Origin of the sequence: Serratia sp. HMSC15F11, from assembly GCF_001808215.1 — a bacterium.
Taxonomy (GTDB): Bacteria; Pseudomonadota; Gammaproteobacteria; order Enterobacterales; family Enterobacteriaceae; genus Serratia; species Serratia nevei.
On record NZ_KV792450.1, the window covers coordinates 21,230 to 47,280 of the forward strand.

Consider the following 26,051-nt stretch of genomic DNA (forward strand, 5'->3'; position numbering starts at 1 on the left):
CAGAATATTCAGCCAAAGATCCCGCCAAACCACTGGCTCAGCTTCATCATCACCATATCCCAGATGCGGCTGAAGAAGTTGCCCTCTTTCACCTCTTGCATCACCACCAGCGGGTGCTGTTCGATGGTCTTGCCGTCCAGTTGGAAATCGATGGTGCCGACCACCTGATTTTTCGCCAGCGGCGCTTCCAGCGTCGGCTGGGTCAGCTTGTAGCTGGCCTTCAGGTTTTTCATCTGCCCTTTCGGAATGGTGACCGAGGCGTCTTTCGCCACGCCGAGCGGCACTTCGCTGACGTCGCCGAACCACACTTTCTGGGTGACGAACGGCTTATCGGCCTTGATCGGCGTCGCGGTTTCATAGAAGCGGAAGCCCCAGGTCAGCAGCTTTTCGCTTTCGCTGAAGCGCACGCGATCGCTCGGCGCGCCCAGCACTACCGAGATCAGACGCATCGGGCCGTCGGTGGCCGACGCCACCAGGTTATGGCCGGCGCCGCTGGTGTAACCGGTCTTGATGCCGTCGACGTTCAGGTTGCTGCTCCACAGCAGGCGGTTGCGGTTAATCTGGCGGATCTTGTTAAAGGTGAACTCTTTTTCTTTATGCAGCGCGTATTCGTCCGGCACGTCGCGGATCAGCGCCTGGCTCAGCAGCGCCATGTCGCGCGCCGTGCTGTACTGCCCTTCCGCATCCAGACCGTGCACCGTCAGGAAGTGGGTATTCTGCAGGCCCAGGGATTTGGCGTAGTTGTTCATCAGGCCGACGAACGAATCCTGGCTGCCCGCCACGTAGTCCGCCAGCGCGATGCTGGCGTCGTTACCCGACTGGATCACGATGCCCTTATTCAGCTCCAGCACCGGCACCTGATCGCCCGGCTTGATGAACATCAGCGAAGAACCGCGCAGCGCCGGGTTACCGGGCGCCCAGGCGTCTTTGCCGACGGTGACCAGGTCTTCCGGCTTGATCTTGCCGGCCTTGATCGCCTGGCCGATTACGTAGCTGGACATGATCTTGGTCAGGCTGGCGGGATCGAGACGGGTGTCGGCATTGCCTTCGGTCAGCACCTTGCCGCTGTTGTAATCCATCAGAATGTAGGCCTTGGCGTCTACCTGCGGCGGCGCCGGCGGCTCGGCCGCGTGCACGGCCGGGGCGGCCAGCAACAGGATGCCTACGCTGAAGGTCAGTTTTTTCAGGGAAGTGGATAAGTTTTTTTTCATCATGACGTCGCCAGAGTGTCCATTCAAACCATTGAAATAGCGTTAACTTTCAAACATGTTCACGTTTTAAGCCAACCAGCGAGAGTGGCCCGGTGCGCGCGTGCCGGCCGCAACCCCGTGCGGCGCCCATAGCGGGTAACGCAACGCACCGAAAATGCCCATGCTGTGAGTTTATGTGATTTATCTTATTTTTGCAGGGTTTAGCGTGAATTTTCAGCATTTTTACATAACTGTACGCAGGCCCCGCTTATCGTTCAAAAAAGCATCGCGACGCGCATTTTTGCATCCACCCACGGCTACACGGCCAAGCATCTGCACCGCTAAACATCTGCGCATCTATACGGCTAAAAAAGATTAATATATTCCATAATGGCATATATAGCCGTTATTTGTTCTTTTTAAAGCGCTTATCATCAGCGCTATCATCCATATAACGACTTTTATACCGAATAATCCTGGAGATAAGTCATGGCGATCCCCCATTCCGTCATCGAGATGATTGGCAATACCCCGATGCTGGAACTGACCCAGTTCGATACCGGCCCGTGCCGGCTGTTCGTCAAGCTGGAGAATCAAAACCCCGGCGGTTCGATCAAAGACCGCGTGGCGCTGTCGATGATCGAACAGGCCGAGCGCGACGGCAAGCTGCAGCCGGGTGGCACCATCATCGAAGCCACCGCCGGCAATACCGGCCTGGGGTTGGCGCTGGTGGCGGCGCTGAAAGGCTATAAGCTGCTGCTGGTGGTGCCGGACAAGATGAGCCGCGAGAAGATCTTCCACCTGCGCGCGCTGGGCGTGGAAGTGCTGTTGACCCGCTCGGACGTCGGCAAGGGGCATCCCGCTTACTATCAGGATTACGCCCAACGCCTGGCCGGGGAGATCCCCGGCGCCTTTTATATCGATCAGTTCAACAACCCGGCCAATCCGGCGGCCCATACCACCACTACCGCCCCCGAGCTGTGGCGGCAGATGGAGCATGACGTGGACGCTATCGTGGTTGGCGTCGGCTCCGGCGGCACGCTGGGCGGGCTGAGCCGCTACTTCGCCGACGTTTCGCCGCAGACCGAATTCGTGCTGGCCGACCCTGCCGGCTCTATCCTGGCGGACTATCTCGATAACGGCCATATCGGCGAAGCGGGCAGCTGGCTGGTGGAAGGCATCGGCGAAGACTTCGTCCCGCCGCTCAGCGACTTTGACCAGGTCCGCAACGCTTACCGCATCGGCGACGCAGAAGCCTTCACCACCGCGCGCGATCTGCTGCGCAAGGAAGGCGTGCTGGCGGGCTCGTCCACCGGCACCCTGCTGGCCGCCGCACTGCGTTACTGCCGCGCACAGACCGAACCCAAGCGGGTAGTGACCTTTGTCTGCGATAGCGGCAACAAATACCTGTCTAAAATGTATAACGATCACTGGATGCTGGAACAGGGTCTCCTGAGCAAACCGCAGCACGGCGATCTGCGCGATCTGATCGCTTACCGCCACGACGAAGGTGCGGCCGTTTCTGCCGCGCCGGACGACACGCTGGCGATCGTGCACGCCCGCATGCGGCTGTACGACATCTCGCAGCTGCCGGTGCTGGAAGGCGATCGGGTGGTCGGCCTGATCGATGAGTGGGATCTGCTGAACGCCGTCCAGGCCGACGCCGCCCACTTCAGCCTGCCGGCCAGTAGCGCAATGACCAAGCGGGTCCATACGCTGCAAAAAGAAGCCGGCTACGAAGAATTGCAGGCCACCTTCAACCATGGCCACGTCGCGGTGGTGCTCGACGGCGAGCGCTTCCTCGGCCTGATTACCCGCACAGACGTGCTTAACGCCTGGCGCCAAAAATTACGTTAATAAGGACCCATTATGGCCAAGTTTGATACGTTGACCGTTCACGCCGGTTACACCCCGGATGCCACCGGCGCCGTGATGCCGGCAATTTACGCCACCTCCACCTACGCCCAACCGGCGCCGGGCGAGCATACCGGCTACGAATACTCCCGCAGCGCCAACCCAACGCGCACCGCGCTGGAAAGCGCCATCGCCGAACTGGAAGGCGGCAGCCGCGGCTACGCCTTCGCCTCCGGCCTGGCGGCCTGTTCCACGGTGCTGGAGCTGCTCGATAAGGACAGCCACCTGATCGCGGTGGACGACCTGTACGGCGGCACCTATCGCCTGCTGGAAAAGGTGCGCAGCCGCACCGCCGGCCTGCGCGTCACCTACGTGTCACCGGCGGATCTCGCCGGGCTGGAACAGGCGATCGAGCCGGATACCAAAATGATCTGGGTGGAAACCCCGACCAACCCCTTGCTGAAACTGGCGGATCTGAGCGCCATCGCCGCGATCGCCAAAAAGCATCAGCTTATCAGCGTGGCGGACAATACCTTCGCTTCGCCGTATCTGCAGCGTCCGCTGGATCTGGGCTTTGACGTGGTGGTGCACTCCGCCACCAAATACCTCAACGGCCACTCCGACGTGGTGGCCGGCGTCGCGGCGGTGGGGGATAACCCGGCGCTGGCGGAGCAGCTCGGTTTCCTGCAAAACGCGGTCGGCGGCATTCTCGATCCGTTCAGCAGCTTCCTGACGCTGCGCGGCATCCGCACCCTGGCCCTGCGCATGCAGCGCCACAGCGACAGCGCGCTGCGCATCGCACAGTGGCTGGAAAGCCAGCCACAGGTGGAAAACGTCTACTATCCCGGCCTGCAGAGCCACCCGCAGCATGAACTGGCGGCGCGCCAGATGACGCGCTTCGGCGGCATGATCTCGGTGCGGTTGAAAGGCGACGACGCCTATGCGCGCCGGGTCATCCAGCGCTCGCGCCTGTTCACCCTGGCGGAAAGCCTGGGCGGCGTGGAAAGCCTGATCAGCCAGCCGTTCAGCATGACGCACGCCTCCATTCCGCTGGAACAGCGCCTGACAACCGGCATCACGCCGCAGCTGGTGCGCCTGTCGGTGGGGATTGAGGATGTGGAAGATCTGATTGCCGATCTGCAGCAGGCGCTGGCGGAATAATCGCCCGAATCAATCGCCATCAGCCCGGCCGGCGCGCCGGGCTTTTTTGTGCCTGATGTTCAGACGCCGATGACGTCCCGATAAAAGCGCTGTGCCACATCGGGGTGGGAACGGATGCGGCCTTTCAGGTAGTTATACCCCACGTCGCGCAGCAGCGGGTTGAGCGGATCGCTGGCCGGGCCGCGCGCCTGCGCCGCCAGCGGCGGCGGCAGTTGATACAACGGCACCACCGCGTCCAAGCGCGCGCCGAGGAAGAAGGCGATCGACAGCCTGTCGCGCCCCGCCGGCGGCGTTTCCACCCGGTGCACCGTGGCGCGCAGGTAGCCATTGGTCGCCAGTTCCAGCAGCTCGCCGATGTTCACCACGAAGGTGTCTTCACGCGGCTGGGCGTCAATCCACCGCCCTTCGCTCACCTCCACCTGCAGCCCTTTTTGCTCGTCCTGCAGCAGGAAGCTGAGAAAGCCGGAGTCCTTGTGCGCGCCGACGCCCTGCGCGCTGCCGGTAGCGTCCCGCCCCGGGTAGCGAATCAGTTTGATGTGTTCGTTGGGCTTCTCGCCGTACAAGCGATCGAAAGCCTGCTCCGGCAGCGACAGCGCCAAAGCGAAAGCGCGCAGCAGCCGCAGCGACATGGCGGTCATCGCCTGTTGCCACTGCAGCAGCAGCGGTTTCAGCGTCGGCAGCGCCGCCGGCCACTGGTTTGGCCCCTGCAGGCGCGCCCAGCGCGGGGTGTCGTCAGACAGCGTCAGCGCCGGGCGTTCGGCGCCGATATCGAACTGCTCGCGCCAGTCCGGCTGGCCACGCGTCAGCTCCGCCGCCGCCCGGTTGTAACCGCGAAAGTGCGGCGAATGCACCATCTGCACCGCCAATTTGTCGGCCTCCGGCAGCGCGAAAAATTGCCGCGCGCCCTGCTGCAGCCGCACATTCAACACGCCGTCCACGCCGTGCCCGCGCAGATAGAAAAAACCGACGTCGCGGGCCGCCGCGCGCAAATCGTCAAGAAAGGCGCGCCGCCGGCGCGCATCGCCGTCAAGCTGCGAAAGATCCAGCAGCGGCAGCGTCTTCAGCGTCGTCAGGTGCGTCATCATGCGGTTCCTCTTCTTCCCCGATCGCGATCGGGCTGCCGTACAGGCGAATAATCAACATTGTCTCTCCCCGGCGGGTGGCTGCGTTTGCCTCATAGTTATCACCGCGCTCGCCGGGGCGGCCAATATTGTTGCGTTCTAAGTTATGCAAACGTTCAACAAACTGTCGCAAAACCGTCATCAATGTTTCTTATGCTCTGCGCAATTTCGCCGACGCCGCTGGCTGGCGATGGGCGCTATCCGCTATCCTGTAAACGACCTCATACCCTGCCTGCCGGAGAAATACTGATGGATTTAGCCTTATTCGACCTGGATGAAACCCTGATTGACGATGACAGCGCCAGCCTGTGGATCCGCTGGCTGGTCGGCCAGGGCTTCGCGCCGGCGGAGCTGGAACTGCAGGAGCAGCAGCTGATGCAGCTCTATTATCAGGGTAAGCTGTCGATGGAGGACTACATGCAGGCCACGCTGGCGCCGCTGACCGGCCTGAGCGTGCAAACCGTGGCCGGCTGGGTGCAACGCTACATTCGCCGCGATATCCTGCCGCGCGTCTCCCCCGCCGCCCGTGAACGCCTGCAGTGGCACCGCGAGCGCGGCGACTGCATCCTGGTGATCTCCGCCACCGGCGAGCACCTGGTGGCGCCGATCGCCGAACAGCTCGGCGCCGACGATGCGCTGGCGATCGGCGTGGAAATCAGCGACGGCCGCTTCACCGGCAACACCTACGGCACCATGACCTACCAACAGGGCAAGGTGATCCGCCTGCAACACTGGCTGGCGCAGCATCCGCACCTGAAATTCGAACACAGCCACGGCTACAGCGACTCCCTCAACGATAAGGCGATGCTGCAATTCGTCGACAGCGCTACGGTGATCAACCCCGACAGCGAGTTGAGCGCGCTGGCGGCGGAGCACGGCTGGGAAGTGTGCCGCTGGGAGCGCTGAGCGGCAGGCAAAAAGTGCCCTGCGGTGTGACAAAAAGCGCATTGTGGCGTAGGTATTAAGGCTCTTTAATCCGCTAACGGAGTTATCCCATGCTGACCATTTGGGGTCGTGAGAATTCGAACAACGTCAGGAAGGTGCTGTGGTGCGCCGCCGAACTGGGACTGAGCTATACCCACATCAACGCCGGCGGCGCGTTCGGCAAGGTTAACGAAGAGAGTTACCGCGCGCTGAACCCGAACGGCCTGGTGCCGTTGCTGCAGGACGATGACTTCGTGCTGTGGGAGTCCAACACCATCGTGCGCTACCTGGCGGCGAAATTCGGCGATGCGACGTTCTATCCGCAAGATCTGCAGGCGCGCGCCGCCGCCGAGAAATGGATGGACTGGACCACCTCGACCATCGTTCCGGCCTTCACCATCGTCTTTTGGGGCCTGATCCGCACCGCGCCAGAGCTGCGCGACATGGCGAAAATCGAAGCGGCGATCGCCACGCTGGAAAAACACTTCGACGTCATTGAACAGGCGCTGGCGCATCAGCCTTACCTCTCCGGCGACGCGTTCGGCTTCGGCGATATTCCGCTCGGCAGCTTCGCCTACGCCTGGTTCGAGATGCCGAGCGCCCGCCGCTCGCGGCCGAACATGGAGCGCTGGTATCAGCAGCTGCGCGCTCGCCCGGCCTACCAGCGCGGCGTGATGAGCGAACTCACCTGATCGCTGCGGGGCGTTACGACGCCCCGACTTTCAGCAGCTTGCCGTCCCGCTCGTCCGTCAGCAGATACAGGTAGCCATCCGGCCCGCTGCGTACCTCGCGAATGCGCTCGCCGCGATCGCCCAGCAACCGCTCCTCCGCCACCACCTTGTCGCCTTCCAGCGTCAGGCGAATCAGCTCCTTTTGCGCCAGCGCGCCGATGAACAGCGAGTGCCTCCAGGCGGGGAAGCGCTGCCCGTCATAAAACGCCATGCCGCTGAGGCCGGGCGAAACCCGCCAATAGTGCAGCGGCTGTTCGGTGCCGGGCACCCGTTCCCCCCGGGCCTCCGGGATCGGCTGGCCGGAATAATTGATGCCGTAGGTGGCCAGCGGCCAGCCGTAGTTTTTACCCGGCTGCGGGATGTTGAGCTCATCGCCGCCGCGCGGGCCGTGCTCGTGTTCCCAGATCGCACCGCTCCACGGGTTCATCGCCAGCCCTTGCGGATTGCGGTGGCCGTAGGACCAAACTTCCGGCCGTTTGCCGGCCTGGCCGACCCAGGGATTGTCCGGCGGCACCGCGCCTTCGGCGGTCAGCCGCACCAGCTTGCCCTGCAGCTTGTCGGTCTCCTGCGCCGTCGGCCGCTGGTTGTTTTCGCCCAGCGCGATAAACAGGTAGCCCTGCCGGTCGAACGCCAGCTTGCCACCGAAGTGATTGCCGACCGACAGCTTGGGCAGCTGGCGGAAGATCACCTTGAAGTTTTCCAGCCGCGCGCCGTCGTCGCTCAAACGGCCGTAGCCGACCGCCGTACCGGCTTTGCCGCCCTCGCCCGTTTCGGCGAAGCTGAGATACACCCGGCGGCTGGCGGCGAAGTCGGGGGCCGGTAACACCTCCAGCAGTCCGCCCTGCCCCTCGGCGTAAACCTGCGGCACGCCGGCGATCGGCGGCGACAGGCCTTTGCCCTGCTGCCACAGCCGCAGCCGGCCGGGCCGCTCGGTGATAAGCAAACCTTGTTCCGCCGGCAAAAAGGCCAGCGACCACGGGTGTTCCAAGCCGTCCTGCAGTTGGCTGACTGTCGGCGCGGCGTGCGCCAGGCCGCTGCACAGCAGCAAACCGGCCAGCAGAGTCAATCGGGGCATGGCGTCCTCCTGAAGATAAAATAACCCGTTTAGTGTAGCCCACTCAGCGGCCGCGGTCGTTTGCATTACATTTCAACGGGTTGCCTTTTAGCCGCCATGTGCTTAAGTTAATCCATTACCCAGGAGGAAAAATGGACATTACCGTTACCGACGCGATCGACGAACAAACCCTCGATGCGATCAGGCAAGGCCTGCGCGCTTACAACCTGCCGCATATCGACGCCAGCCACCGCAAGCCGCTCAGCGTCTATGCGCGCGACGAAGCCGGCGCGGTGATCGGCGGTTTGACCGCCGAAACCTGGGGCAACTGGCTGAGCGTCGAGTGGCTATGGGTGGCGGATACCCAGCGCGGCAGCGGCCTCGGCGGCCGGCTGATGCGCGCCGCCGAGCACGAGGCGCAGGCGCGCGGCTGCCGCTACGCCCGCCTGGATACCTTCAGCTTTCAGGCGCGGCCGTTCTACGAAAAGCTCGGCTATCAGCTGCAAATGACGCTGAAAGAGTATCCGGTAGAACATGAGTGTTATTTACTTACCAAAACGCTGACTGATTAATGGATGGACGGATGGACAGCAAAAGCATGGTGGTGAACTGTGTGGCGTACAAAGCCGGCCAACGGCTGGGCGAAGTGACCATCGACGATATCAGCGAGGTGGTCAAACAGCCCGACACCTTCATCTGGCTGGGATTAAGGCAGCCTGAGCCGGCGTTTATGCGCAAGGTGCAGGAGGAGTTCGGGCTGCACGATTTGGCGATCGAAGACGCGCTGTGCGCGCACCAGCGGCCGAAGCTGGAGACCTACGGCGACTCGCTGTTCATCGTGGTGAAAACCGCGCAGTGGGGCGAGCACGACGAAATCGAATACGGCGAAACCCACTTCTTCGTCGGCAAAAACTTTCTGGTGACGGTGCGCCACGGCGCTTCGCCCAGTTACGCGCCGATCCGCGCCAAGGCGGAAGAGAACCACAAGCAGATGTGCCGCGGGCCGGGCTTCGCCCTCTATTCAGTGTTGGACTTCGTGGTGGATAACTACCGCAGCGTGGTGGCGCGCTTCGAGAGCACCATCGAGAACATTGAAGCCAACATGTTTCAGTCAGAGTTCGATCAGGCGGCGATCGAGAACGTCTATACCCTGCGCCGCCATCTGCTGGCGCTGCGCAACGCCGCGCTGCCGATGGATGAAATCTGCAACCAGCTGATCCGCCTGCACGAAGAGGTGATCCCGAAAGAGCTGCGCGCCTACGTGCGCGACGTGCAAGATCACGCCCATCAGGTGGTCAGCAATATCGACGACATGCGCGAAATGCTGACCAACGCCATGCACGTCAACCTGGCGCTGGTGACGGTCAAACAAAACGAAGTGGTGAAACGGCTGGCGGGTTGGGGGGCAATCTTGGCCATCCCGACGGTGGTCTTCAGCCTGTACGGGATGAACTTCGCCGACATGCCGGAGCTGAAGTTCCCGTGGGCCTACCACGCCACGCTGGGGGTGACCGCCGTCGGCTGCATTTTCCTGTATCAGAAGCTGAAGAAATCGGGCTGGCTGTAAGCGCCAAAACGGTGGCTGTTTCCGCCGGAAAAAGCCCCCTGCGGGGCAGCCCGCCCCGCCGCTTCAATACAGCATCGGCCGCCGATCGCGATGCACGTGATTGTGGCGGCCGATGTGCTTGTCATCGGCTGCGCCGATATCCATCGATGCCAGCACCATGCCTTCGCCCGCCAAACTCTGCGTCAACGGGTAACCGTCGGCGTCGACGATCGCCGATCCGCCGATCCACGCAACGCCGCGCTCCGTTTCGCAACGATCGCACACCGCGATGAACAGCCGATTGACGGCGGCGTTGGCCTGCGCCTTCACCATCTCCGCCGGCCGTTCGCCCTGCGGGCGCGGTGCCAGCGGCCAGTTGACCGGCGCACACAGCAGCTGAGCACCGGCCAACGCAGGCAGCCGCACCCACTCCGGGAATTCGAGATCGTAACAGATCATCACCGCCAACCGGCCGAAGCGGGTCTCGATGACCGGCGGCGGCCGATCGCCGGCGGTAAAAATAGTGCTCTCTTCGTGCCACAGATGCGCTTTGCGATAAATCGCCCTCACCCCCTGCGCATCGATCAATGCCGCACTGTTGGCCACCTCGCCATCGGGCAGGCGCTCGCAGAAACCGGCGACGATCGCCACATCCAACTCGCGCGCCAAAGCTCCCCACAGGCTGAGGCTCGGCCCGTCTTCGGCCTCGGCCAACGCCCGCGCCTCCGCCTTATCGCGCAGCACGTAGCCGCTGTTCACCAGCTCCGGCAGCACGATGACGTTGGCGCCGCGCTGCGCCGCCCGCCGGATCGCCTGGGCGGACAGCGCCCGATTGTGTTCCGCTTCCCCGACCCGCAACGCTAACTGGCAGCATGCGACGCTGATTTTTTCCTTCACTCCCGTCCTCCTTCCAATAAACCCTCGCAGCACAACGCCACCCGCCGTTCGGCTTCAAGATCGAGCTTCCGGCACATCACGACATACACGCTCCCGGCCACCAGCAGGCCGACCAGAAAAGCGATATCCGCGCCGCCCAGTAAAACAGCAAAGGGGCCGGTGTAAAAGCCCAACGTCATGAACGGCACCATCGCCAGCAGGCCGCTCGCGTAGGCCGTCAGGCCGGAGCGCCCCCAGCGGCCGTAGATCCCCGCCGGGTTGAAGATTTCACCGATCGCGTAATGCCCACCGCGCACCACGTAAAAGTCCATCAGATTCACCGCCGTCCAGGGCACCAGGAAATACAGCATCAGCAGCACGAAGGTATTGAAGCTGGCGAGATAGCTTGCCGGGATAGCCAACGCCACCGCAAACACCGTCAGGGCGACGACGCCAATGCCGAACATGCGTAATCGCAACGTCGGCGTCACTTTACGGAACGCATCAATCGCGCTGAGGCTGGTCAGCATTGCGCCATAACAGTTGACCGCCATGATGCCGACCAGCGAGGGGACGGCGATCAGCACGGCCAGCGTGCCAAACCCCGGGTAAACGGCATTACCCACCGCCTGTACGCTGCCGATCGCATCGGGGGCCGGTAAGGCTGAAGCCAGAAATGCGCCCAGCGACATCAGCCAAAGCGCCGATCCGGCCGCCCCCAGATAAGTCCAAAAGATCACCTTGGCAGACGGCGTTTCCTGCGGCAAATAGCGCGAATAGTCGGAGACGTACACCGCGTAGCTGATCTGGTAGCCGGCGGCGGCCGACAGCTGAATCAAAAAGGCCGCCCACGAGAAATGCCCGGCGCCGACGGCGGCGTCCATCCGCAGCGACAACACGGCGCCGATCGTCAGCACGCCGAACACCGCCATCATCACATAGGTCAGCCAGCGCTGCACCGCATGCAGCATATCGTGGCCGACGATCGCCAACAGCACGGCCACCGCGATCAGCAACGCATACCAGGGCAGACGGTGGCCCGGCAACACCGTGTTGATCGCATCGGTCGCGAGAATAACGTTGAACACGTTGAAGCCGATGTAAACAAACACCACGGCGGCAAAGGGAACGATGGCCCCACGCAGGCCGAATTGGGCCCGCGACTGGATCATCTGCGGCAGCCCCATGCGCGGCCCTTGGTTGGCATGGCACGCCATGAAGAACGTGCCGAACCCTACGCCGGCGGCAATGGCCAGCATCGAATAAAGCGCACCCAGCCCCAGCGCCGGGCCGGTGAAACCGACCACCATCGTCGTCAAAACGAAATTGCCGGTGAACCAAAACGGCGCCTGATGCCAAACCTTGCCATGCCGCTCGTGACGGGGCACATAGTCTATCGAGCGCACTTCAATTTTTGGGCGTGACGCCACATTGCGATTGTTCATGTTCCACCTCGTCGCGGTCATTAGCCTCGTCGTCTCAGCGCTCGGTTTGCGGTTGCAGCTGCGCTGCCGGGCGGCTCAACAGGCTGCCCAACACGAAGGCGACGCCGCCGCCCAGCAGGCCGCCGTAGATTGGGCTGTTGGCGTCGATGCCGTGCCAGGCCATCAGCCCCACCACGCACAGGCTGCCGGTCAGCATGCTGGCAATGGCGCCGGCGCTGGTGGCGCGCGGCCAGAAGATCGCCCCCACCAGCGGGATCAGCATGCCGCCCACCAGCAGGTTATAGGCCAGCGTCAGCGCCGCCAGCACGTCGCGTACCACAAACGCCAGCCCCAGCATGACTGCGCCCATGAAAAGCGTGGTGACGCGCCCGGCCGCCAACCCGCCGGAAGGTTTGCGCCGGATAGCCGGCAATACGTCCTCCAGCGCGATGGTGGAAGAGGCCAGCAGGCAGGCGCTGGCGGTGGACATCAGCGCCGCCAACGCCGCGGCGGCCACCAGCCCGCTGACGCCAACCGGCAACACCGCCTGCGCAATGGCGGCAAAGGCGCCGTCGGTGTTGCTGAGCGACGGCAGCACGATCTTGCCGGCCATGCCGATCAGCGCACCGGTCACGCCGTACAGCACGCAATAGACGCCCGCCCCCAGCCCAGCGAAGCGCGCCACATTGGCGCTGCGGGCGGTAAACACCCGCTGCCAGATGTCCTGGCCGATCAGAATGCCGAAGAAGTAGATCAGGAAGAACACCAGAATGGTGTCCAACCCGATCGACGACAGCTGGTAGTAACCGGCGGGCAGCAGGCTGGTGAAGGCGTCCCAGCCGCCGGCCTTGACGATGCTCATCGGCATCAGCACCAGCATCATGCCAACGGTCATGATGATGAACTGAATGATGTCGGTCAGCGTCAGCGACCACATCCCCCCCAGCGTCGAATACAGCACCACCAACCCGCCGCCGAGCAGGATAGACGCGCTGAACGACAGGCCGAACATCACCTGCATCACGCTGCCGATGGCGATGATCGAGGTCACCGCCACCATCAGGTCATACGCCAGCATGATCGCGCCGCTGGTGACCCGCGCGGCCGGGTGATAGCGCCGCGACAGCACCTGGCTGACGGTATACAGCTTCAGCTTGAGCAGCGGCTTGGCCAGCACCAGGCTCAGCACCACGATGCCCAGCCCGAGCGCGCCGCACAGCCAGACGCCGGAGATGCCGTAGGTATAGCCGAGTTTGACGCTGCCGATGGTCGACGCGCCGCCGAGCACCACCGCCGACAGCGTGCCCAAATACAGCCCCGGCCCCAGATTGCGCCCGGCGACCAGATACGCCTCTTTGGAATTGGCGCGGCGAATGCCCATCCACCCCACCGCGCCTATCACCAGAAAGTAAAACACCACGACCAGCAGATCGAGATTCATGGGTACCTCCACTCCGTTGTTATTGTTATCAGGGGCCCCGACGCAACCGCTCCGCCGGTAGGGTCAGCGCACCGGCCTCAGCGGGCCGGCAGCACGCACAACATTTCAAACAGCAGGTTGGCGGCCAGCAGCGCCGTGTTGCCGGAGCGATCGTAAGGTGGCGACACCTCCACCACGTCGCCGCCCACCAGGTTCAGCCCATGGCAGCCGCGCACGATTTCCAGCCCCTGCCAGACCGACAGCCCGCCGACTTCCGGCGTGCCGGTGCCCGGTGCGAAGGCCGGATCCAGTCCGTCGATATCGAAGCTGAGGTAAACCGGCGCATCGCCCATCTGTTCGCGGATCTCCGTCATCAGCGGCGTCAGCGATCGGTGCCAGCAGGCCTCGGCCGGCACCACGCGGAAGCCCTGGCGGCGTGACCAGTCGAAGTCGTCCGCCGCATAGCCGCTGCCGCGCAGGCCAATCTGCACCACTTTTTCGGGTGCCAGCAGCCCCTCCTCGAACGCGCGGCGGAAGGTGGTGCCGTGCGCCAGCTGTTCGCCGAACATCTCCTCGTTGGTGTCGGAATGCGCATCGACGTGGATCAGCCCGACCGGGCCATGCCGACGGGCGACGGCGCGCAGCACCGGCAGCGTCAGCGTGTGGTCGCCGCCGAGCGTCAACGGCATGCAGCCGTGCGCCAGGATCTCGTGGTAAGCCGCCTCGATGCGCTGCACGCTGTCCGCCAGGCTGTAAGGGTTGATGGCGACATCCCCCAGATCGGCCACCTGCAGCCGTTCGAACGGGGCGGAGCCGGTGCCCATGTTGTAAGGGCGGATCATCACCGACTCCTGGCGGATCTGGCGCGGGCCATAGCGGGTGCCGCTGCGGTTGGAGGTACCGATATCCAGCGGAATGCCGACAAAGGCGGCATCCAGACCGTGCGCCTGATCGGCTGCGGGCAGGCGCATCATGGTGGGAATACCGGCAAAGCGCGGCATGTCGTTACCGCTTTGGGGTTGGTTCAGCATGGCGTTTCCTTGTCTTGATCTGCGATGAATTGAAACATTTGAGCAACATTCGCAGACTACCCCGTTGGCCATCCCGGCTACCATTCCCGCTTTTGCATGTAAACATCGAAAAACGCGATGCAACTAACTTATTGAAGTATTGATTTTTATTTCCACCTCATGCCATAAAGAAGGCCATATCTTCAGCGCCGCCCCTATTTCTTCGATGTTAAAAATGGGTTAACCGGCCGACGTTCTGCGGAGGGGGAATGCTCATCAACCTAAGCGATATCGATCTGAAACGGCTGCGGGTGTTCGTCGCGGTGGCAGAAGCCCAGGGCGTCAGCGCCGCGCAGGAAACGCTGCTGATGAACCAATCCACCATCAGCACCCACCTGGCCTCGCTGGAAACCCGGCTGGGTTTTCGCCTGTGCCAACGCGGCCGCTCCGGCTTCCGGCTGACGCCCAAGGGCGAACGCATGCTGATCGCCTGCCGCTCGCTGTTCAACGCCGCCCGCGACTTCACCCGGGTCAGCCAGTCGCTGAACGGCCTGCTGACCGGCGATCTGCAGATCGGTCTGGTGGATAATCTGGTTTCGCTGCCGGGCAACCCGTTCAGCCAGGCCATCAAACACTTCCAGCGCCGACATCAGGACGTGCAATTGCAGTGCCGCATCTGTTCACCGAACGAGATTGAGCAGGGGCTGCTGCACCGGCAGCTCGATCTGGGCATCGGCTACTTCGGCCAACAGTTGGAGGCGTTGCGTTATCAGCCATGGCTGGAGGAGACGCAGGCGATCTACTGCAGTGCGGATCACCCGCTGTTCGCGGTGGAAGAACCGGATCGCGAGCAGATTGAAAACGCGCGCTGGGTCAAGCGCGGCTACCTGCTGGCGCAGCAGCTGTGCCCGATCGCGCCGCCTCACCTGGCTGCGGTAGCCCATCATATGGAAAGCGTCGCCCATCTGGTGCTGAGCGGCTCCTGTCTCGGCTACCTGCCCACCCACTACGCGGCGCGCTGGGTGGAACAGGGGCTGCTGCGGCAGCTGGGCGGCGCGGCGCTCTCTTACCGCGCCACGCTCAGCCTGGTCAGCCGCCCTGTCCAGCCCGACGAGGCGTTGAACGCGCTGCTGGAGGATTTGACGCCAATCACCTCATCGCTGAGAGGCCAGCGCCCGATTCATGGCAAACAGCGTGCCGGTTAAAGACAGGATGAGGAGCCCGATGATGGCCCAGGCAAAAGAGGCCGCTCCGCCCTTGTCGAGCAGCATGCCGCCGATCGCGCCACCGGCGGCCACGGCGGTATTCCAGCCCGTCGTATACATGGACTGCGCCACGTCGGCCGCGCGGCCGGAAAGGCGTGACAATGCCGTCTGCGTGAGGGTGGCAAAGCCACCGAAAGCCACGCCCCACAATGCGACGGAGAGATAGACCATCGGGGCTATCCTTCCCCCACTTGCCAGCAACACGGCGGCGAGGGCAAAGATGACGATGCTCATCACCGTAAGAGATTGGACTCGCCGATCGACCAGCATCCCGGCGACGCCCAATCCGGCAATCGCCCCCAGCCCAAAGATAAACAGCACGATATCGACCCGCTCGGATAACCCCGACGGCGTGAGGAAAGGCTCCAGGTAGATATACAGAATGTTGTGGGCAACGATGAAGGTGAACACCACGAACAGCACGGCGCGGATCCCGCATTGCAAGAATACGCCGCTCAGAGACGGGCGATGCGCCTTAGCCTGGCCGGGGAAATCCGGCACGATGGCGATGATCCACACCACGAGCATCACCGCCATCAACGTCATCAGGCCAAAGGCGCCCTGCCAGCCGATGGCTCGGCCAAGCAACGTGCCGAGCGGTACGCCGAGCACCAGCGCCAGGGTGGCGCCGGCGCCGGAGATCGCAATAGCGCGGCCGCCAAGATGGGCCGGTGACATGCGCACGGCGTAACCGGCCAGCAAGGACCAAACGATGCCGCCGAAAACGCCGGCGAAGAAACGCGTCGCCAATGAGACGTGGTAATCATGCGACAGCGCCGTGACGAGGTTGACGATGGCAAAACCGCAGATCGCACTCAAGAGCAAGGGGCGGCGCCGCATGCCCTGCGTCAATGCGGTGAGCGGAATGGCGGCGACCAACGCCCCCACCGCATAGGCGGTGATGAACTGCCCCGCCAGGCTTTCAGACACCTTCAAATCGCCCGCGATCGAAGAAAGCACGCCCGCCGGCATGATCTCGGTCAACAGCGTGATGAAAGCGGCCATCGCCAACGCCAGCAGGCTCCCCAGCGGCAACCGTTCGCTGCTCCCGGCAGGCGCAGATATCGTCGTTTGATTCATCAATCACTCCCCATTCAAAGATGTTTCCGCCCATTGCGGATGACGTTTGCATCATGCTGCCCACTCGCCGATAAAAGAAAAACAGGCTAAAGTGAACAACACTCATGACGTAAAGGTCATCAATAGAATGGAAGCCTATGGAAAGCTTGGGTTCTCTCGACGTTTTCGTGCGGGTCAGTGAAAGCCGCAGCTTCACGGCGGCCGGGCAACAGCTGGGGATCTCCGCGTCGGCGGTCAGCAAAACCATCGCCCGGCTGGAGGAACGGCTCAGCGTGCGGTTGTTTCACCGCTCCACCCGCACGGTCAACCTGACGCCGGAAGGCGCCTTGTTCCTGGAAAGGTGCCGACGCATTTTGAGCGAGGTGAAAGACGCGGAAGCCGAACTGTTGCAAACGCGGGGAACGCCCCAGGGTAAGCTGCGCATCAGTCTCCCGTCGCTGGGCACGCTTTTCATGCCAAAACTGGGGGACTTCAAGCGCCGCTATCCTGAGATCGAGCTGGATATTGATTATTCGGATCGGTTGGTTGACGTGATTGAGGAAGGTTTCGATGCCGTTATCCGCAGCGGAACCCCGAGCGATTCACGGCTGGTTGCCCGCCGGTTGGGCACCTGCCGCAAGGTTTTCGTTGGCGCGCCGGGCTATTTCAACAAAGCGGGTATGCCGAGCAAGCCCGAGGATCTGACAAGCCATGCCCGTTTGCATTATCGCTTTCCCAGCTCCGGCAAACTGGATGTCTGGCCGCTGGGGGACAAGACGGAGATGCTCCCCGAACGGCCGGCCAGCATGGTGACAAATACCCTCGATCCGCAGGTGTGCTTCGCGGAACAAGGGCTCGGCATCGCTTATTTGCCGGAGATCGCCGTGCGCAGACAGCTGGAACAAGGCAGCCTGGTGACGGTTCTGGATGAATACGACCGCGAGAACATGGTTTTTCATGTCCTCTGGCCGTCGGGCCGCCACCTGTCTGCCAAAATCAGGCTGTTCGTCGACTTTGTGACGAGCCACCTTTTCCCGCTTTAAACGACGTATGCTGCCTTAACTGACCGGCATGCGCGCCGGATCGGGATACTGGTACTCAAAACCCAGCTCGTTGCAGATGCGGTTGCCGTCCACCAGCCGCTCATCCTGCTCCGCTTCGTCGGCGAACTGCGGCGGCTCCAGGTGCAGCTGCTCGGCCAGCGCCGGATAAAATTCGCGTTTGGCCGGATGACGCGGCGCGCACAGGTTGTACACGTGACCGCCCTTCGGCAGCTTCAGCAACAGCTGGATGGCGGCGATGACGTCGTCCTGGTGCACCAGATTCACCCCCTGCGCCCCCCCCTTCACATCGAGCTTGCCCGCCAGGAAGCGGCCGGGGTGACGATCGACGCCCACCAGCCCCGCCAGCCGCAGAATGTCCACCGAGGTGTTCGGCAATTCATGCAGCCAGCGCTCCAGCTCGGCCAGCACCCGGCCCGACGGCGAGACCGGCCGCAGCGGCGACTCTTCGCGCAACGTGCCGGCGGTTTCGCCGTACACCGAGGTGGAACTGGTAAAGATTACCCGCGGCACGCCGAAGGCCATCGCGCTGTCCACCAGCATGCGCACCGCATTGAAATAGTTCTCGCTGCCTTCGACGGTGCGGCGTGCGGGCAACGTCACCACCAGCGCATCCACGCGCAGCAGCGATTCCAGATCGTCCGGATCGCACACCAGCTCCGGCGTCAGCTCCAGTTGATAGCATTCGATGCCGCTCATGCGCGCGGCCTCGACGCCGTCCGGCGTGGTTTTGCTGCCGACCACGTCATACCCGCGGCCCATCAGCGCTAACGCCAACGGCATGCCCAGCCAACCCAAACCAATAATGGCTACCTTTTTCATCCTCTTCCTCTCCTGAAGATCGCAGCGCCCTACCCCTAAGGCTACGCCACTGCGCACAGCGATACAATCTGCCCGGCTTAAGGTTAGGTAAAGCCGTCTGCGGCTAATAACCTAACCTGTTTCAATAAATTAAATTTATGACGTTAAAAAAGGGTTGCGCGGTGGACAGCGGATAGTTTAGCTTAATTGGCATACGGTTTTTACCGGCTTTTGATTAGAGAAAAACACCATGACACGCGTTCAGTTCAACCACCATCATCACCATCACCCTGACTAGTCTTTCAGGCGATGAGTGCTGGAAGACGGTTTGTTAATCTTCCAGTGGCGCGCAGAACGCAAGAGAGAGCCCTCGGAAGATTTCTTCCGAGGGTTTTTTTTTGGCTCCGGACAGACAGAAAAGAATAGTTTTTACAATAAATTCATAAAATTACAGATTAAACAGAGGTTACCATGCTGGACAAGACACGTTTACGGATCGCAATGCAGAAGTCGGGCCGCCTGAGCGATGAATCCCAGGAGCTGCTGGCGCGCTGCGGCATCAAGATCAACCTGCAGCAGCAGCGCCTGATCGCCTTCGCGGAAAACATGCCGATCGATATCCTGCGCGTGCGCGACGACGACATTCCGGGCCTGGTGATGGACGGCGTGGTCGATCTGGGCATCATCGGCGAAAACGTGCTGGAAGAAGAGCTGCTCAGCCGCCGCGCTCAGGGCGAAGACCCGCGCTACTTCACCCTGCGCCGCCTCGATTTCGGCGGCTGCCGCCTGTCGCTGGCCACCCCGCTCGACGCCGAATATACCGGCCCGCAAAGCCTGCAGGACGCCCGCATCGCCACGTCTTACCCGCACCTGCTGAAGCAATACCTCGACAAGCAGGGCGTGCGCTTTAAATCTTGCCTGCTGAACGGCTCGGTGGAAGTGGCGCCGCGCGCCGGCCTGGCCGACGCCATCTGCGATCTGGTCTCTACCGGCGCCACGCTGGAGGCCAACGGCCTGCGCGAAGTGGAAGTGATCTACCGCTCCAAGGCCTGCCTGATTCAGCGCGACGGCGAAATGCCGGAAGCCAAGCAGCAGCTGATCGACCGCCTGATGACCCGCATTCAGGGCGTGATCCAGGCGCGTGAATCCAAATACATCATGCTGCACGCGCCGAGCGAGAAGCTGGACGAGATCGTCGCGCTGCTGCCGGGCGCCGAACGCCCGACCATTCTGCCGCTGGCCGGCGCGCAGAACCGCGTGGCGATGCACATGGTCAGCAGCGAAACCCTGTTCTGGGAAACCATGGAAAAACTGAAAGCGCTCGGCGCCAGCTCGATTCTGGTGCTGCCGATTGAAAAGATGATGGAGTAACGCCATGTCGACCTTCAACACGCCGATCGATTGGGCGACGTGCAGCGCCGAACGCCAGGCCAAGCTGCTGATGCGTCCGGCGATCGCCGCTTCCGACAGCATCACCCGCACGGTGAACGAGATCCTCGACAACGTGAAGGCCAACGGCGATCGGGCGTTACGCGACTACAGCGCCCGTTTCGACAAGGCGGAAGTCTCGGCGCTGCGCGTTAGCGCCGAGCAGATCGCCGCCGCCGCCGCGCGGTTGGGCGACGACATCAAACAGGCGATGGCGGTGGCCGTCGCCAACGTGGAAACCTTCCACAACGCGCAGCGACTGCCGCCGGTGGACGTCGAAACGCAACCGGGCGTGCGCTGCCAGCAGGTGACCCGCCCAATCGACTCGGTGGGCCTGTATATTCCCGGCGGATCGGCGCCGCTGTTCTCCACCGTGCTGATGCTGGCGACGCCGGCACGCATCGCCGGCTGCCGCCGGGTAGTGCTGTGCTCGCCGCCGCCGATCGCCGATGAGATCCTGTATGCGGCGCAGCTGTGCGGCGTGCAGGAAGTGTTTCAGGTCGGGGGCGCGCAAGCGATCGCCGCCCTGGCGTTCGGCACCGAAAGCGTGCCGCGCGTAGCGAAGATCTTCGGGCCGGGCAACGCCTTCGTGACCGAAGCCAAGCGGCAGGTCAGCCAGCGCCTTGACGGCGCGGCCATCGACATGCCGGCCGGTCCTTCAGAAGTGCTGGTGATCGCCGACGCCGGCGCCACCCCGGCGTTTGTCGCTTCCGATCTGCTGTCGCAGGCCGAACACGGCCCGGATTCGCAGGTGATCCTGCTGACGCCGGACGCGGCGATGGCGCAGGCGGTGGCCGACGCGGTGGAAAGCCAGCTGGCCGAGCTACCGCGCGCCGAGACCGCCCGCCAGGCGCTGGCGAGCAGCCGCCTGATCGTGGCGCGCGATCTGCCGGAGTGCGTGGCCATCAGCAACCGTTACGGCCCGGAGCATCTGATCATTCAGACCCGCAATGCGCGCGATCTGGTGGACGGCATCACCAGCGCCGGCTCGGTGTTCCTCGGCGACTGGTCGCCGGAGTCCGCCGGCGATTACGCCTCCGGCACCAACCACGTGCTGCCGACCTACGGCTACACCGCTACCTGCTCAAGCCTTGGGCTGGCCGATTTCCAAAAACGCATGACGGTGCAAGAGCTGACGCCGCAGGGCTTCAGCAACCTGGCCGCCACCATCGAGACGCTGGCTGCCGCCGAGCAGCTGATCGCCCACAAGAACGCCGTGACCCTGCGCGTCGCCGCCCTGAAGGAGCAAGCATGAGCATCGAAAAACTGGCGCGCGCCAACGTTCGCGAGCTGACCCCTTATCAATCGGCGCGCCGCCTCGGCGGCAAGGGCGACGTATGGCTGAACGCCAACGAATACCCGATCGCCCCGGAATTCCAGTTGACCGCGCAAACCTTCAACCGCTATCCGGAGTGCCAGCCGGCGCAGGTGATCGAACGCTACGCCGCCTATGCCGGGGTGAAGAAAGAGCAGGTGCTGGTCAGCCGCGGCGCCGATGAAGGCATCGAGCTGCTGATCCGCGCCTTCTGCGAGCCGGGCAAAGACGCCATTCTGTTCTGCCCGCCGACCTACGGCATGTACGCCGTCAGCGCCGAAACCTTTGGCGTGGAGCGCCGCACCGTAGCCGCCAAAGAGGACTGGCAGCTGGATCTGCCGGCCATCGCGGACAGCCTGGACAACGTGAAACTGATCTACGTCTGCAGCCCGAACAACCCGACCGGTAACCTGATTGACCCGGACTCTCTGCGCAGCCTGCTGGAGATGGCCAAAGGCAGAGCGATCGTCGCGGTGGACGAAGCCTATATCGAGTTTTGCCCGCAGGCCTCGGTGGCCGGGTGGCTGAGCGACTATCCGCACCTGGCTATTCTGCGCACGCTGTCGAAGGCCTTTGCGCTGGCCGGCCTGCGCTGCGGCTTTACGCTCGCCAACGAAGATCTGATCGCCCTGCTGCTGAAGGTGATCGCGCCTTACCCGCTCTCGACGCCGGTGGCGGATATCGCCGCGCAGGCGCTGAGCGAAGAAGGTATCCGCACCATGCGCCAGCGCGTCACCGACATCGCCGCCACCCGCAGCTGGCTGCAGCAACAGCTGGAGAAATGCGCCTGCGTCGAGCAGGTTTTCGCCAGCGACAGCAATTACCTGCTGGCCCGCTTCACCGCCTCAAGTAATGTGTTTAAAAGCTTGTGGGATCAGGGCATTATCTTACGAGACCAAAACAAACAGCCCGGGTTGTCCGGCTGCCTGCGCATCACTATAGGCACCCGCGACGAATGTCAACGCGTGGTGGACGCCTTGTCCACCCTGCCCGGCGCCAACCAGACTCGCCAGGAGCCAATGTGAGCCAAAAAATCCTCTTTATCGATCGTGACGGCACGCTGATCGCCGAGCCACCGGAAGATTTCCAGGTTGACCGCCTGGACAAGCTGGCGCTCGAGCCGGACGTGATCCCTTCCCTGCTGGCGCTGCAACAGGCGGGGTATCAGCTGGTGATGATCACCAATCAGGATGGGCTCGGCACCGCCAGTTTCCCGCAGGAAACCTTCGATCCGCCGCACAATCTGATGATGCAGATCCTCAGCTCGCAGGGCATTCAGTTCGCCGATGTGTTGATCTGCCCGCACCTGCCGGCGGACAACTGCGACTGCCGCAAGCCGAAGACCGCGCTGGTGAAGGGTTACCTCGAACCCGGCGTGCTCGATACCGCCCACAGCTACGTGATCGGCGATCGGCCGACCGACGTGCAGCTGGCGGAAAACATGGGCATTCAGGGGCTGCGCTACCAGCGCGGCGTGCTGGGCTGGAAAGAGATCGTGCGCCAGCTGACCCTGCGCGACCGTCATGCGCGGGTTAACCGCGTGACCAAAGAGACGCAGATCGATGTCAACGTCTGGCTGGATCGCGAAGGCGGCAGCAAAATCAAAACCGGCGTCGGCTTCTTCGACCACATGCTGGATCAGATCGCCACCCACGGTGGCTTCCGCATGGAGATCGACGTCAAAGGCGACCTGTATATCGACGATCACCACACCGTAGAGGACACCGGCCTGGCGCTGGGCGAAGCGTTGAACAAGGCGCTGGGCGACAAGCGCGGCATTGCCCGCTTCGGCTTCGTGCTGCCGATGGACGAGTGTCTGGCGCGCTGCGCGCTGGATATCTCCGGCCGCCCGCACCTGGAGTACAAGGCCGAGTTCAACTATCAGCGCGTCGGCGATCTTAGCACCGAAATGGTCGAGCACTTCTTCCGCTCGCTCTCCTACACCATGGGTTGCACGCTGCACCTGAAGACCAAAGGCAAAAACGACCACCACCGGGTCGAAAGCCTGTTCAAAGTGTTTGGCCGCACGCTGCGCCAGGCGATCCGCGTCGAGGGCAATACCCTGCCGAGCTCGAAAGGAGTGCTGTGATGAACGTGGTGATTTTGGATACCGGCTGCGCCAACCTGGCCTCCGTCACCTATGCGGTGCGGCGCCTGGGCTATCAGCCGGAAGTGAGCCGCGATCCGGAGATCGTGCTGCGCGCCGACAAGCTGTTCCTGCCGGGCGTCGGCACCGCGCAGGCGGCGATGGATCAGCTGCGCGAACGCGATCTGATCGAACTGATCAGGGCCTGCACTCAGCCGGTGCTGGGCATCTGCCTCGGTATGCAGCTGCTGGCGGCCAGCAGCGAAGAGAACGGCGGCATAACGACGCTCGGCCTCATCGATACGCCGGTAAAGCAGATGACCGACTTCGGCCTGCCGCTGCCGCACATGGGTTGGAACCAAGTATCCGCGCAGGCGGGCCACCATCTGTTCCGCGGCATCGATGACGGCGCCTACTTCTATTTCGTTCACAGCTATGCGATGCCGATATGCCCCAGCACCATCGCTCAGGCGAACTACGGCGAGCCCTTCACCGCCGCCGTGCAAAAAGACAACTTCTTCGGCGTGCAGTTTCATCCAGAACGATCTGGAGCGGCCGGCGCGCAACTGTTGAAAAACTTTCTGGAGATGTAGGCAGCATGATTATTCCGGCTTTGGATTTGATCGACGGCAACGTGGTGCGTTTGCATCAGGGCGATTACGGCCAACAGCGCGACTACGGCAACGATCCGCTGCTGCGCCTGCAGGACTATCAACAACAGGGCGCCCAGGTGCTGCACCTGGTCGATCTGACCGGCGCCAAAGATCCGGCCGCGCGCCAGATCCCGCTGCTGCGCAAGCTGTTGGCGGGGGTTAACGTGCCGGTGCAGGTCGGCGGCGGCATCCGCAACGAGCAAGACGTCAGCGCCCTGCTGGAGGCCGGCGCCACGCGCGTGGTGATCGGCTCCACCGCGGTGAAACAGCCGCAGTTGGTGCAAAGCTGGTTCGAACGCTATGGCGCCGACGCGCTGGTGCTGGCGTTGGATGTGCGCATCGACGCGCAGGGCGTGAAGCGCGTGGCCATCAGCGGCTGGCAGGAAGACTCCGACGCCACGCTGGAACAGGTGGTAGAGCAGTTCCTGCCCTACGGGCTGAAGCACGTGCTGTGCACCGACATTTCGCGCGACGGCACGCTGGCCGGTTCCAACGTGGCGCTGTATCAGGCGATCGGCCGCCGCTATCCGCAAGTGGCCTTCCAGGCCTCAGGCGGCATCGGCAATCTGGACGACATCGCCCAGCTGCGCGGCAGCGGCGTTGCCGGCGTGATCGTGGGGCGCGCCCTGCTGGAAGGTAAATTTAGCGTTGAGGAGGCGATCGCATGCTGGCAAAACGGATAATCCCGTGCCTGGATGTTAAAGACGGGCAAGTGGTGAAAGGCGTGCAGTTCCGCAACCACGAAATCATCGGCGACATCGTGCCGCTGGCACAGCGCTATGCGCAAGAAGGTGCGGACGAGCTGGTGTTTTACGATATTACCGCCTCGAGCGACGGCCGGGTGGTGGACAAAAGCTGGGTATCGCGCGTGGCGGAGGTGATTGATATTCCGTTCTGCGTCGCCGGCGGCATTAAAAGCGCCGAGGACGCCAGCCAGATCCTGTCTTTCGGCGCCGACAAGATTTCAATCAACTCGCCGGCGCTGGCCGATCCTGAGCTGATTAGCCGCCTGGCGGAGCGCTTTGGCGTGCAGTGCATCGTGGTAGGCATCGACACCTGGTTCGACAGTGAAACCGGCAAGTATCACGTCAACCAATATACCGGCGATGAGAGCCGCACCCGCATCACCCAGTGGGAAACCCTCGACTGGGTACAGGAAGTGCAGCGCCGCGGCGCCGGTGAGATCGTGCTGAACATGATGAACCAGGACGGCGTGCGCAACGGTTACGATCTGCAGCAGCTGCGCCGGGTGCGCGAGGCCTGCAAGGTGCCGCTGATCGCCTCCGGCGGCGCGGGCACCATGGAGCACTTCCTGGAAGCGTTCCGCGATGCGGACGTCGATGGCGCCCTGGCGGCATCGGTATTCCACAAACAAATCATCAATATCGGCGAACTGAAAAGGTTCCTGGTTGAACAAGGCGTGGAGATTCGCGTGTGCTGACAGAACAACAGAGCAACCAGCTGGACTGGGAAAAAACCGACGGCCTGATGCCGGCCATCGTGCAGCACGCCGTTTCCGGCGAAGTGCTGATGCTGGGTTATATGACGCCGGAAGCGCTGGCGACCACCGAGCAGAGCGGCAACGTCACCTTCTTCTCGCGCACCAAGCAGCGCCTGTGGACCAAGGGTGAAAGCTCCGGCCACTTCCTCAAGGTGGTCAGCATCACGCCGGACTGCGATAACGACACGCTGCTGGTATTGGCCAACCCGATCGGCCCGACCTGCCACCTCGGCAACAGCAGTTGCTTCCACCCGGCCGCCAGCGACTGGACGTTCCTCTATCAGCTGGAGCAGCTGTTGGCGGAGCGCAAGCACGCCAGCCCGGACAGCTCGTACACCGCCAGCCTGTACGCCAGCGGCACCAAGCGCATCGCGCAGAAGGTCGGGGAGGAAGGCGTGGAAACCGCGCTGGCCGCCACGGTCAACGATCGCGAAGAGCTGACCAACGAAGCTTCTGACCTGATCTATCACCTGCTGGTGCTGCTGCAGGACCAGGAGCTGGATCTGAGCGCGGTGATCGGCCGGCTGCGCGAGCGGCATCAGAAATAATGCACACAGGCTTCCCTGATAAT

At 62.9% G+C, this 26,051-nt stretch carries 27 protein-coding genes and 1 other annotated feature; of the genes, 17 read left to right on the plus strand and 10 right to left on the minus strand.

The genetic code is table 11. The features are described from left to right. Positions 1-8: 8 nt before the first annotated feature. Positions 9-1,214, minus strand: coding sequence for a serine hydrolase (locus tag HMPREF3138_RS10615; protein WP_038881127.1), 1,206 nt, complete (start codon positions 1,212-1,214; stop codon positions 9-11). Between the two features lie 465 nt (positions 1,215-1,679). On the opposite strand from HMPREF3138_RS10615, the gene HMPREF3138_RS10620 reads away from it, so the two are divergent. Together HMPREF3138_RS10620 and HMPREF3138_RS10625 are read left to right on the plus strand one after the other, a co-directional pair. After that, positions 1,680-3,047: a pyridoxal-phosphate dependent enzyme gene (locus HMPREF3138_RS10620; protein WP_038881124.1), complete on the plus strand. Its 1,368-nt coding sequence runs from the start codon at positions 1,680-1,682 to the stop codon at positions 3,045-3,047. Positions 3,048-3,059: 12 nt separating this feature from the next. Then, entirely contained in the window at positions 3,060-4,205 is a 1,146-nt protein-coding gene (locus tag HMPREF3138_RS10625) for a trans-sulfuration enzyme family protein (protein WP_038881121.1), read from the plus strand. A 59-nt stretch (positions 4,206-4,264) separates the two neighbouring features. On the opposite strand, the gene HMPREF3138_RS10630 is transcribed toward HMPREF3138_RS10625, so the two are convergent. Further along, on the minus strand, positions 4,265-5,287 hold the full coding sequence (locus tag HMPREF3138_RS10630; RefSeq protein ID WP_038881206.1) for an isopenicillin N synthase family dioxygenase: 1,023 nt from the start codon (positions 5,285-5,287) through the stop codon (positions 4,265-4,267). Then, positions 5,232-5,468: a hypothetical protein gene (locus tag HMPREF3138_RS25470; protein ID WP_071605323.1), complete on the minus strand. Its 237-nt coding sequence runs from the start codon at positions 5,466-5,468 to the stop codon at positions 5,232-5,234. Before HMPREF3138_RS25470 ends, HMPREF3138_RS10630 begins: the two co-directional genes overlap by 56 nt. A gap of 107 nt (positions 5,469-5,575) precedes the next feature. On the opposite strand from HMPREF3138_RS25470, the gene HMPREF3138_RS10635 reads away from it, so the two are divergent. Together HMPREF3138_RS10635 and HMPREF3138_RS10640 are read left to right on the plus strand one after the other, a co-directional pair. Then, complete coding sequence (locus HMPREF3138_RS10635; protein WP_070559039.1) at positions 5,576-6,232, plus strand: HAD family hydrolase; 657 nt, start codon at positions 5,576-5,578, stop codon at positions 6,230-6,232. Positions 6,233-6,321: 89 nt separating this feature from the next. Then, complete coding sequence (locus tag HMPREF3138_RS10640) at positions 6,322-6,942, plus strand: glutathione S-transferase family protein (RefSeq protein WP_038881118.1); 621 nt, start codon at positions 6,322-6,324, stop codon at positions 6,940-6,942. Between the two features lie 13 nt (positions 6,943-6,955). On the opposite strand, the gene HMPREF3138_RS10645 is transcribed toward HMPREF3138_RS10640, so the two are convergent. Further along, positions 6,956-8,056 carry a PQQ-dependent sugar dehydrogenase gene (locus HMPREF3138_RS10645; RefSeq protein WP_038881116.1) on the minus strand — a complete coding sequence of 367 codons (1,101 nt, stop codon included), beginning with the start codon at positions 8,054-8,056 and terminating at the stop codon, positions 6,956-6,958. Positions 8,057-8,187: 131 nt separating this feature from the next. Between HMPREF3138_RS10645 and HMPREF3138_RS10650 the strand changes: the two genes are divergently transcribed. Continuing rightward, complete coding sequence (locus HMPREF3138_RS10650; RefSeq protein ID WP_033642494.1) at positions 8,188-8,607, plus strand: GNAT family N-acetyltransferase; 420 nt, start codon at positions 8,188-8,190, stop codon at positions 8,605-8,607. Between the two features lie 11 nt (positions 8,608-8,618). Next, positions 8,619-9,602 (plus strand): magnesium and cobalt transport protein CorA, encoded by a 984-nt coding sequence (locus HMPREF3138_RS10655; RefSeq protein WP_033642493.1) that lies wholly within the window; start codon positions 8,619-8,621, stop codon positions 9,600-9,602. Positions 9,603-9,665: 63 nt separating this feature from the next. Here the strand turns inward: HMPREF3138_RS10655 and HMPREF3138_RS10660 are convergent, their stop codons facing one another. The 4 genes from HMPREF3138_RS10660 to speB form a co-directional block, all read right to left on the minus strand. Beyond that, the gene (locus tag HMPREF3138_RS10660; RefSeq protein WP_038881112.1) at positions 9,666-10,478 is read right to left on the minus strand and encodes a nitrilase-related carbon-nitrogen hydrolase; all 813 of its coding nucleotides are present in this window, start codon (positions 10,476-10,478) and stop codon (positions 9,666-9,668) included. Next, entirely contained in the window at positions 10,475-11,902 is a 1,428-nt protein-coding gene (locus HMPREF3138_RS10665; protein ID WP_038881109.1) for a purine-cytosine permease family protein, read from the minus strand. The genes HMPREF3138_RS10660 and HMPREF3138_RS10665 overlap by 4 nt, the downstream gene beginning before the upstream one ends. Before the next feature lie 34 nt (positions 11,903-11,936). Beyond that, positions 11,937-13,322: a sodium:solute symporter family protein gene (locus tag HMPREF3138_RS10670; protein WP_038881106.1), complete on the minus strand. Its 1,386-nt coding sequence runs from the start codon at positions 13,320-13,322 to the stop codon at positions 11,937-11,939. A 77-nt stretch (positions 13,323-13,399) separates the two neighbouring features. After that, positions 13,400-14,332, minus strand: coding sequence for an agmatinase (gene speB, locus HMPREF3138_RS10675; protein WP_038881104.1), 933 nt, complete (start codon positions 14,330-14,332; stop codon positions 13,400-13,402). 248 nt (positions 14,333-14,580) lie between these two features. On the opposite strand from speB, the gene HMPREF3138_RS10680 reads away from it, so the two are divergent. Continuing rightward, a complete protein-coding gene (locus HMPREF3138_RS10680) occupies positions 14,581-15,516 on the plus strand; it encodes a LysR family transcriptional regulator (RefSeq protein ID WP_049193289.1) in 936 nt (311 codons plus the stop codon). Here the strand turns inward: HMPREF3138_RS10680 and HMPREF3138_RS10685 are convergent. After that, a complete protein-coding gene (locus tag HMPREF3138_RS10685; protein ID WP_038881101.1) occupies positions 15,466-16,656 on the minus strand; it encodes an MFS transporter in 1,191 nt (396 codons plus the stop codon). The two genes, HMPREF3138_RS10680 and HMPREF3138_RS10685, sit on opposite strands and share 51 nt — an antisense overlap. A 137-nt stretch (positions 16,657-16,793) precedes the next feature. On the opposite strand from HMPREF3138_RS10685, the gene HMPREF3138_RS10690 reads away from it, so the two are divergent. Next, a complete protein-coding gene (locus HMPREF3138_RS10690; protein ID WP_038881098.1) occupies positions 16,794-17,678 on the plus strand; it encodes a LysR family transcriptional regulator in 885 nt (294 codons plus the stop codon). A gap of 15 nt (positions 17,679-17,693) precedes the next feature. Here HMPREF3138_RS10690 and HMPREF3138_RS10695 read toward each other — a convergent pair whose 3' ends face one another. Beyond that, a complete protein-coding gene (locus HMPREF3138_RS10695; protein WP_038881095.1) occupies positions 17,694-18,518 on the minus strand; it encodes an SDR family oxidoreductase in 825 nt (274 codons plus the stop codon). 229 nt (positions 18,519-18,747) lie between these two features. On the opposite strand from HMPREF3138_RS10695, the gene hisL reads away from it, so the two are divergent. The 9 genes from hisL to hisIE all read left to right on the plus strand — a co-directional run bounded on the left by hisL (position 18,748) and on the right by hisIE (position 26,028). Continuing rightward, positions 18,748-18,795, plus strand: coding sequence for a his operon leader peptide (hisL, locus tag HMPREF3138_RS26315; protein WP_100396937.1), 48 nt, complete (start codon positions 18,748-18,750; stop codon positions 18,793-18,795). Further along, positions 18,771-18,897 (plus strand) — a sequence feature (His leader region). Its footprint overlaps the gene before it by 25 nt. A 71-nt stretch (positions 18,898-18,968) precedes the next feature. Continuing rightward, on the plus strand, positions 18,969-19,868 hold the full coding sequence (gene hisG / locus HMPREF3138_RS10700) for an ATP phosphoribosyltransferase (protein WP_004938793.1): 900 nt from the start codon (positions 18,969-18,971) through the stop codon (positions 19,866-19,868). 4 nt (positions 19,869-19,872) lie between these two features. Further along, entirely contained in the window at positions 19,873-21,180 is a 1,308-nt protein-coding gene (gene hisD / locus HMPREF3138_RS10705) for a histidinol dehydrogenase (protein ID WP_038881091.1), read from the plus strand. Next, complete coding sequence (hisC, locus tag HMPREF3138_RS10710) at positions 21,177-22,265, plus strand: histidinol-phosphate transaminase (protein WP_038881088.1); 1,089 nt, start codon at positions 21,177-21,179, stop codon at positions 22,263-22,265. The genes hisD and hisC overlap by 4 nt, the downstream gene beginning before the upstream one ends. Next, the gene (gene hisB, locus HMPREF3138_RS10715) at positions 22,262-23,329 is read left to right on the plus strand and encodes a bifunctional histidinol-phosphatase/imidazoleglycerol-phosphate dehydratase HisB (protein ID WP_015377254.1); all 1,068 of its coding nucleotides are present in this window, start codon (positions 22,262-22,264) and stop codon (positions 23,327-23,329) included. Before hisC ends, hisB begins: the two co-directional genes overlap by 4 nt. After that, complete coding sequence (hisH, locus tag HMPREF3138_RS10720) at positions 23,329-23,919, plus strand: imidazole glycerol phosphate synthase subunit HisH (RefSeq protein ID WP_021504315.1); 591 nt, start codon at positions 23,329-23,331, stop codon at positions 23,917-23,919. The genes hisB and hisH overlap by 1 nt, the downstream gene beginning before the upstream one ends. Before the next feature lie 5 nt (positions 23,920-23,924). Then, positions 23,925-24,662, plus strand: coding sequence for a 1-(5-phosphoribosyl)-5-[(5-phosphoribosylamino)methylideneamino]imidazole-4-carboxamide isomerase (gene hisA, locus HMPREF3138_RS10725; RefSeq protein ID WP_038881083.1), 738 nt, complete (start codon positions 23,925-23,927; stop codon positions 24,660-24,662). Continuing rightward, the gene (hisF, locus tag HMPREF3138_RS10730) at positions 24,644-25,420 is read left to right on the plus strand and encodes an imidazole glycerol phosphate synthase subunit HisF (RefSeq protein ID WP_033637764.1); all 777 of its coding nucleotides are present in this window, start codon (positions 24,644-24,646) and stop codon (positions 25,418-25,420) included. The genes hisA and hisF overlap by 19 nt, the downstream gene beginning before the upstream one ends. Continuing rightward, positions 25,414-26,028, plus strand: a complete 615-nt coding sequence (gene hisIE, locus HMPREF3138_RS10735) for a bifunctional phosphoribosyl-AMP cyclohydrolase/phosphoribosyl-ATP diphosphatase HisIE (protein WP_038881080.1) — start codon at positions 25,414-25,416, stop codon at positions 26,026-26,028. Before hisF ends, hisIE begins: the two co-directional genes overlap by 7 nt. Positions 26,029-26,051 lie beyond the last annotated feature (23 nt).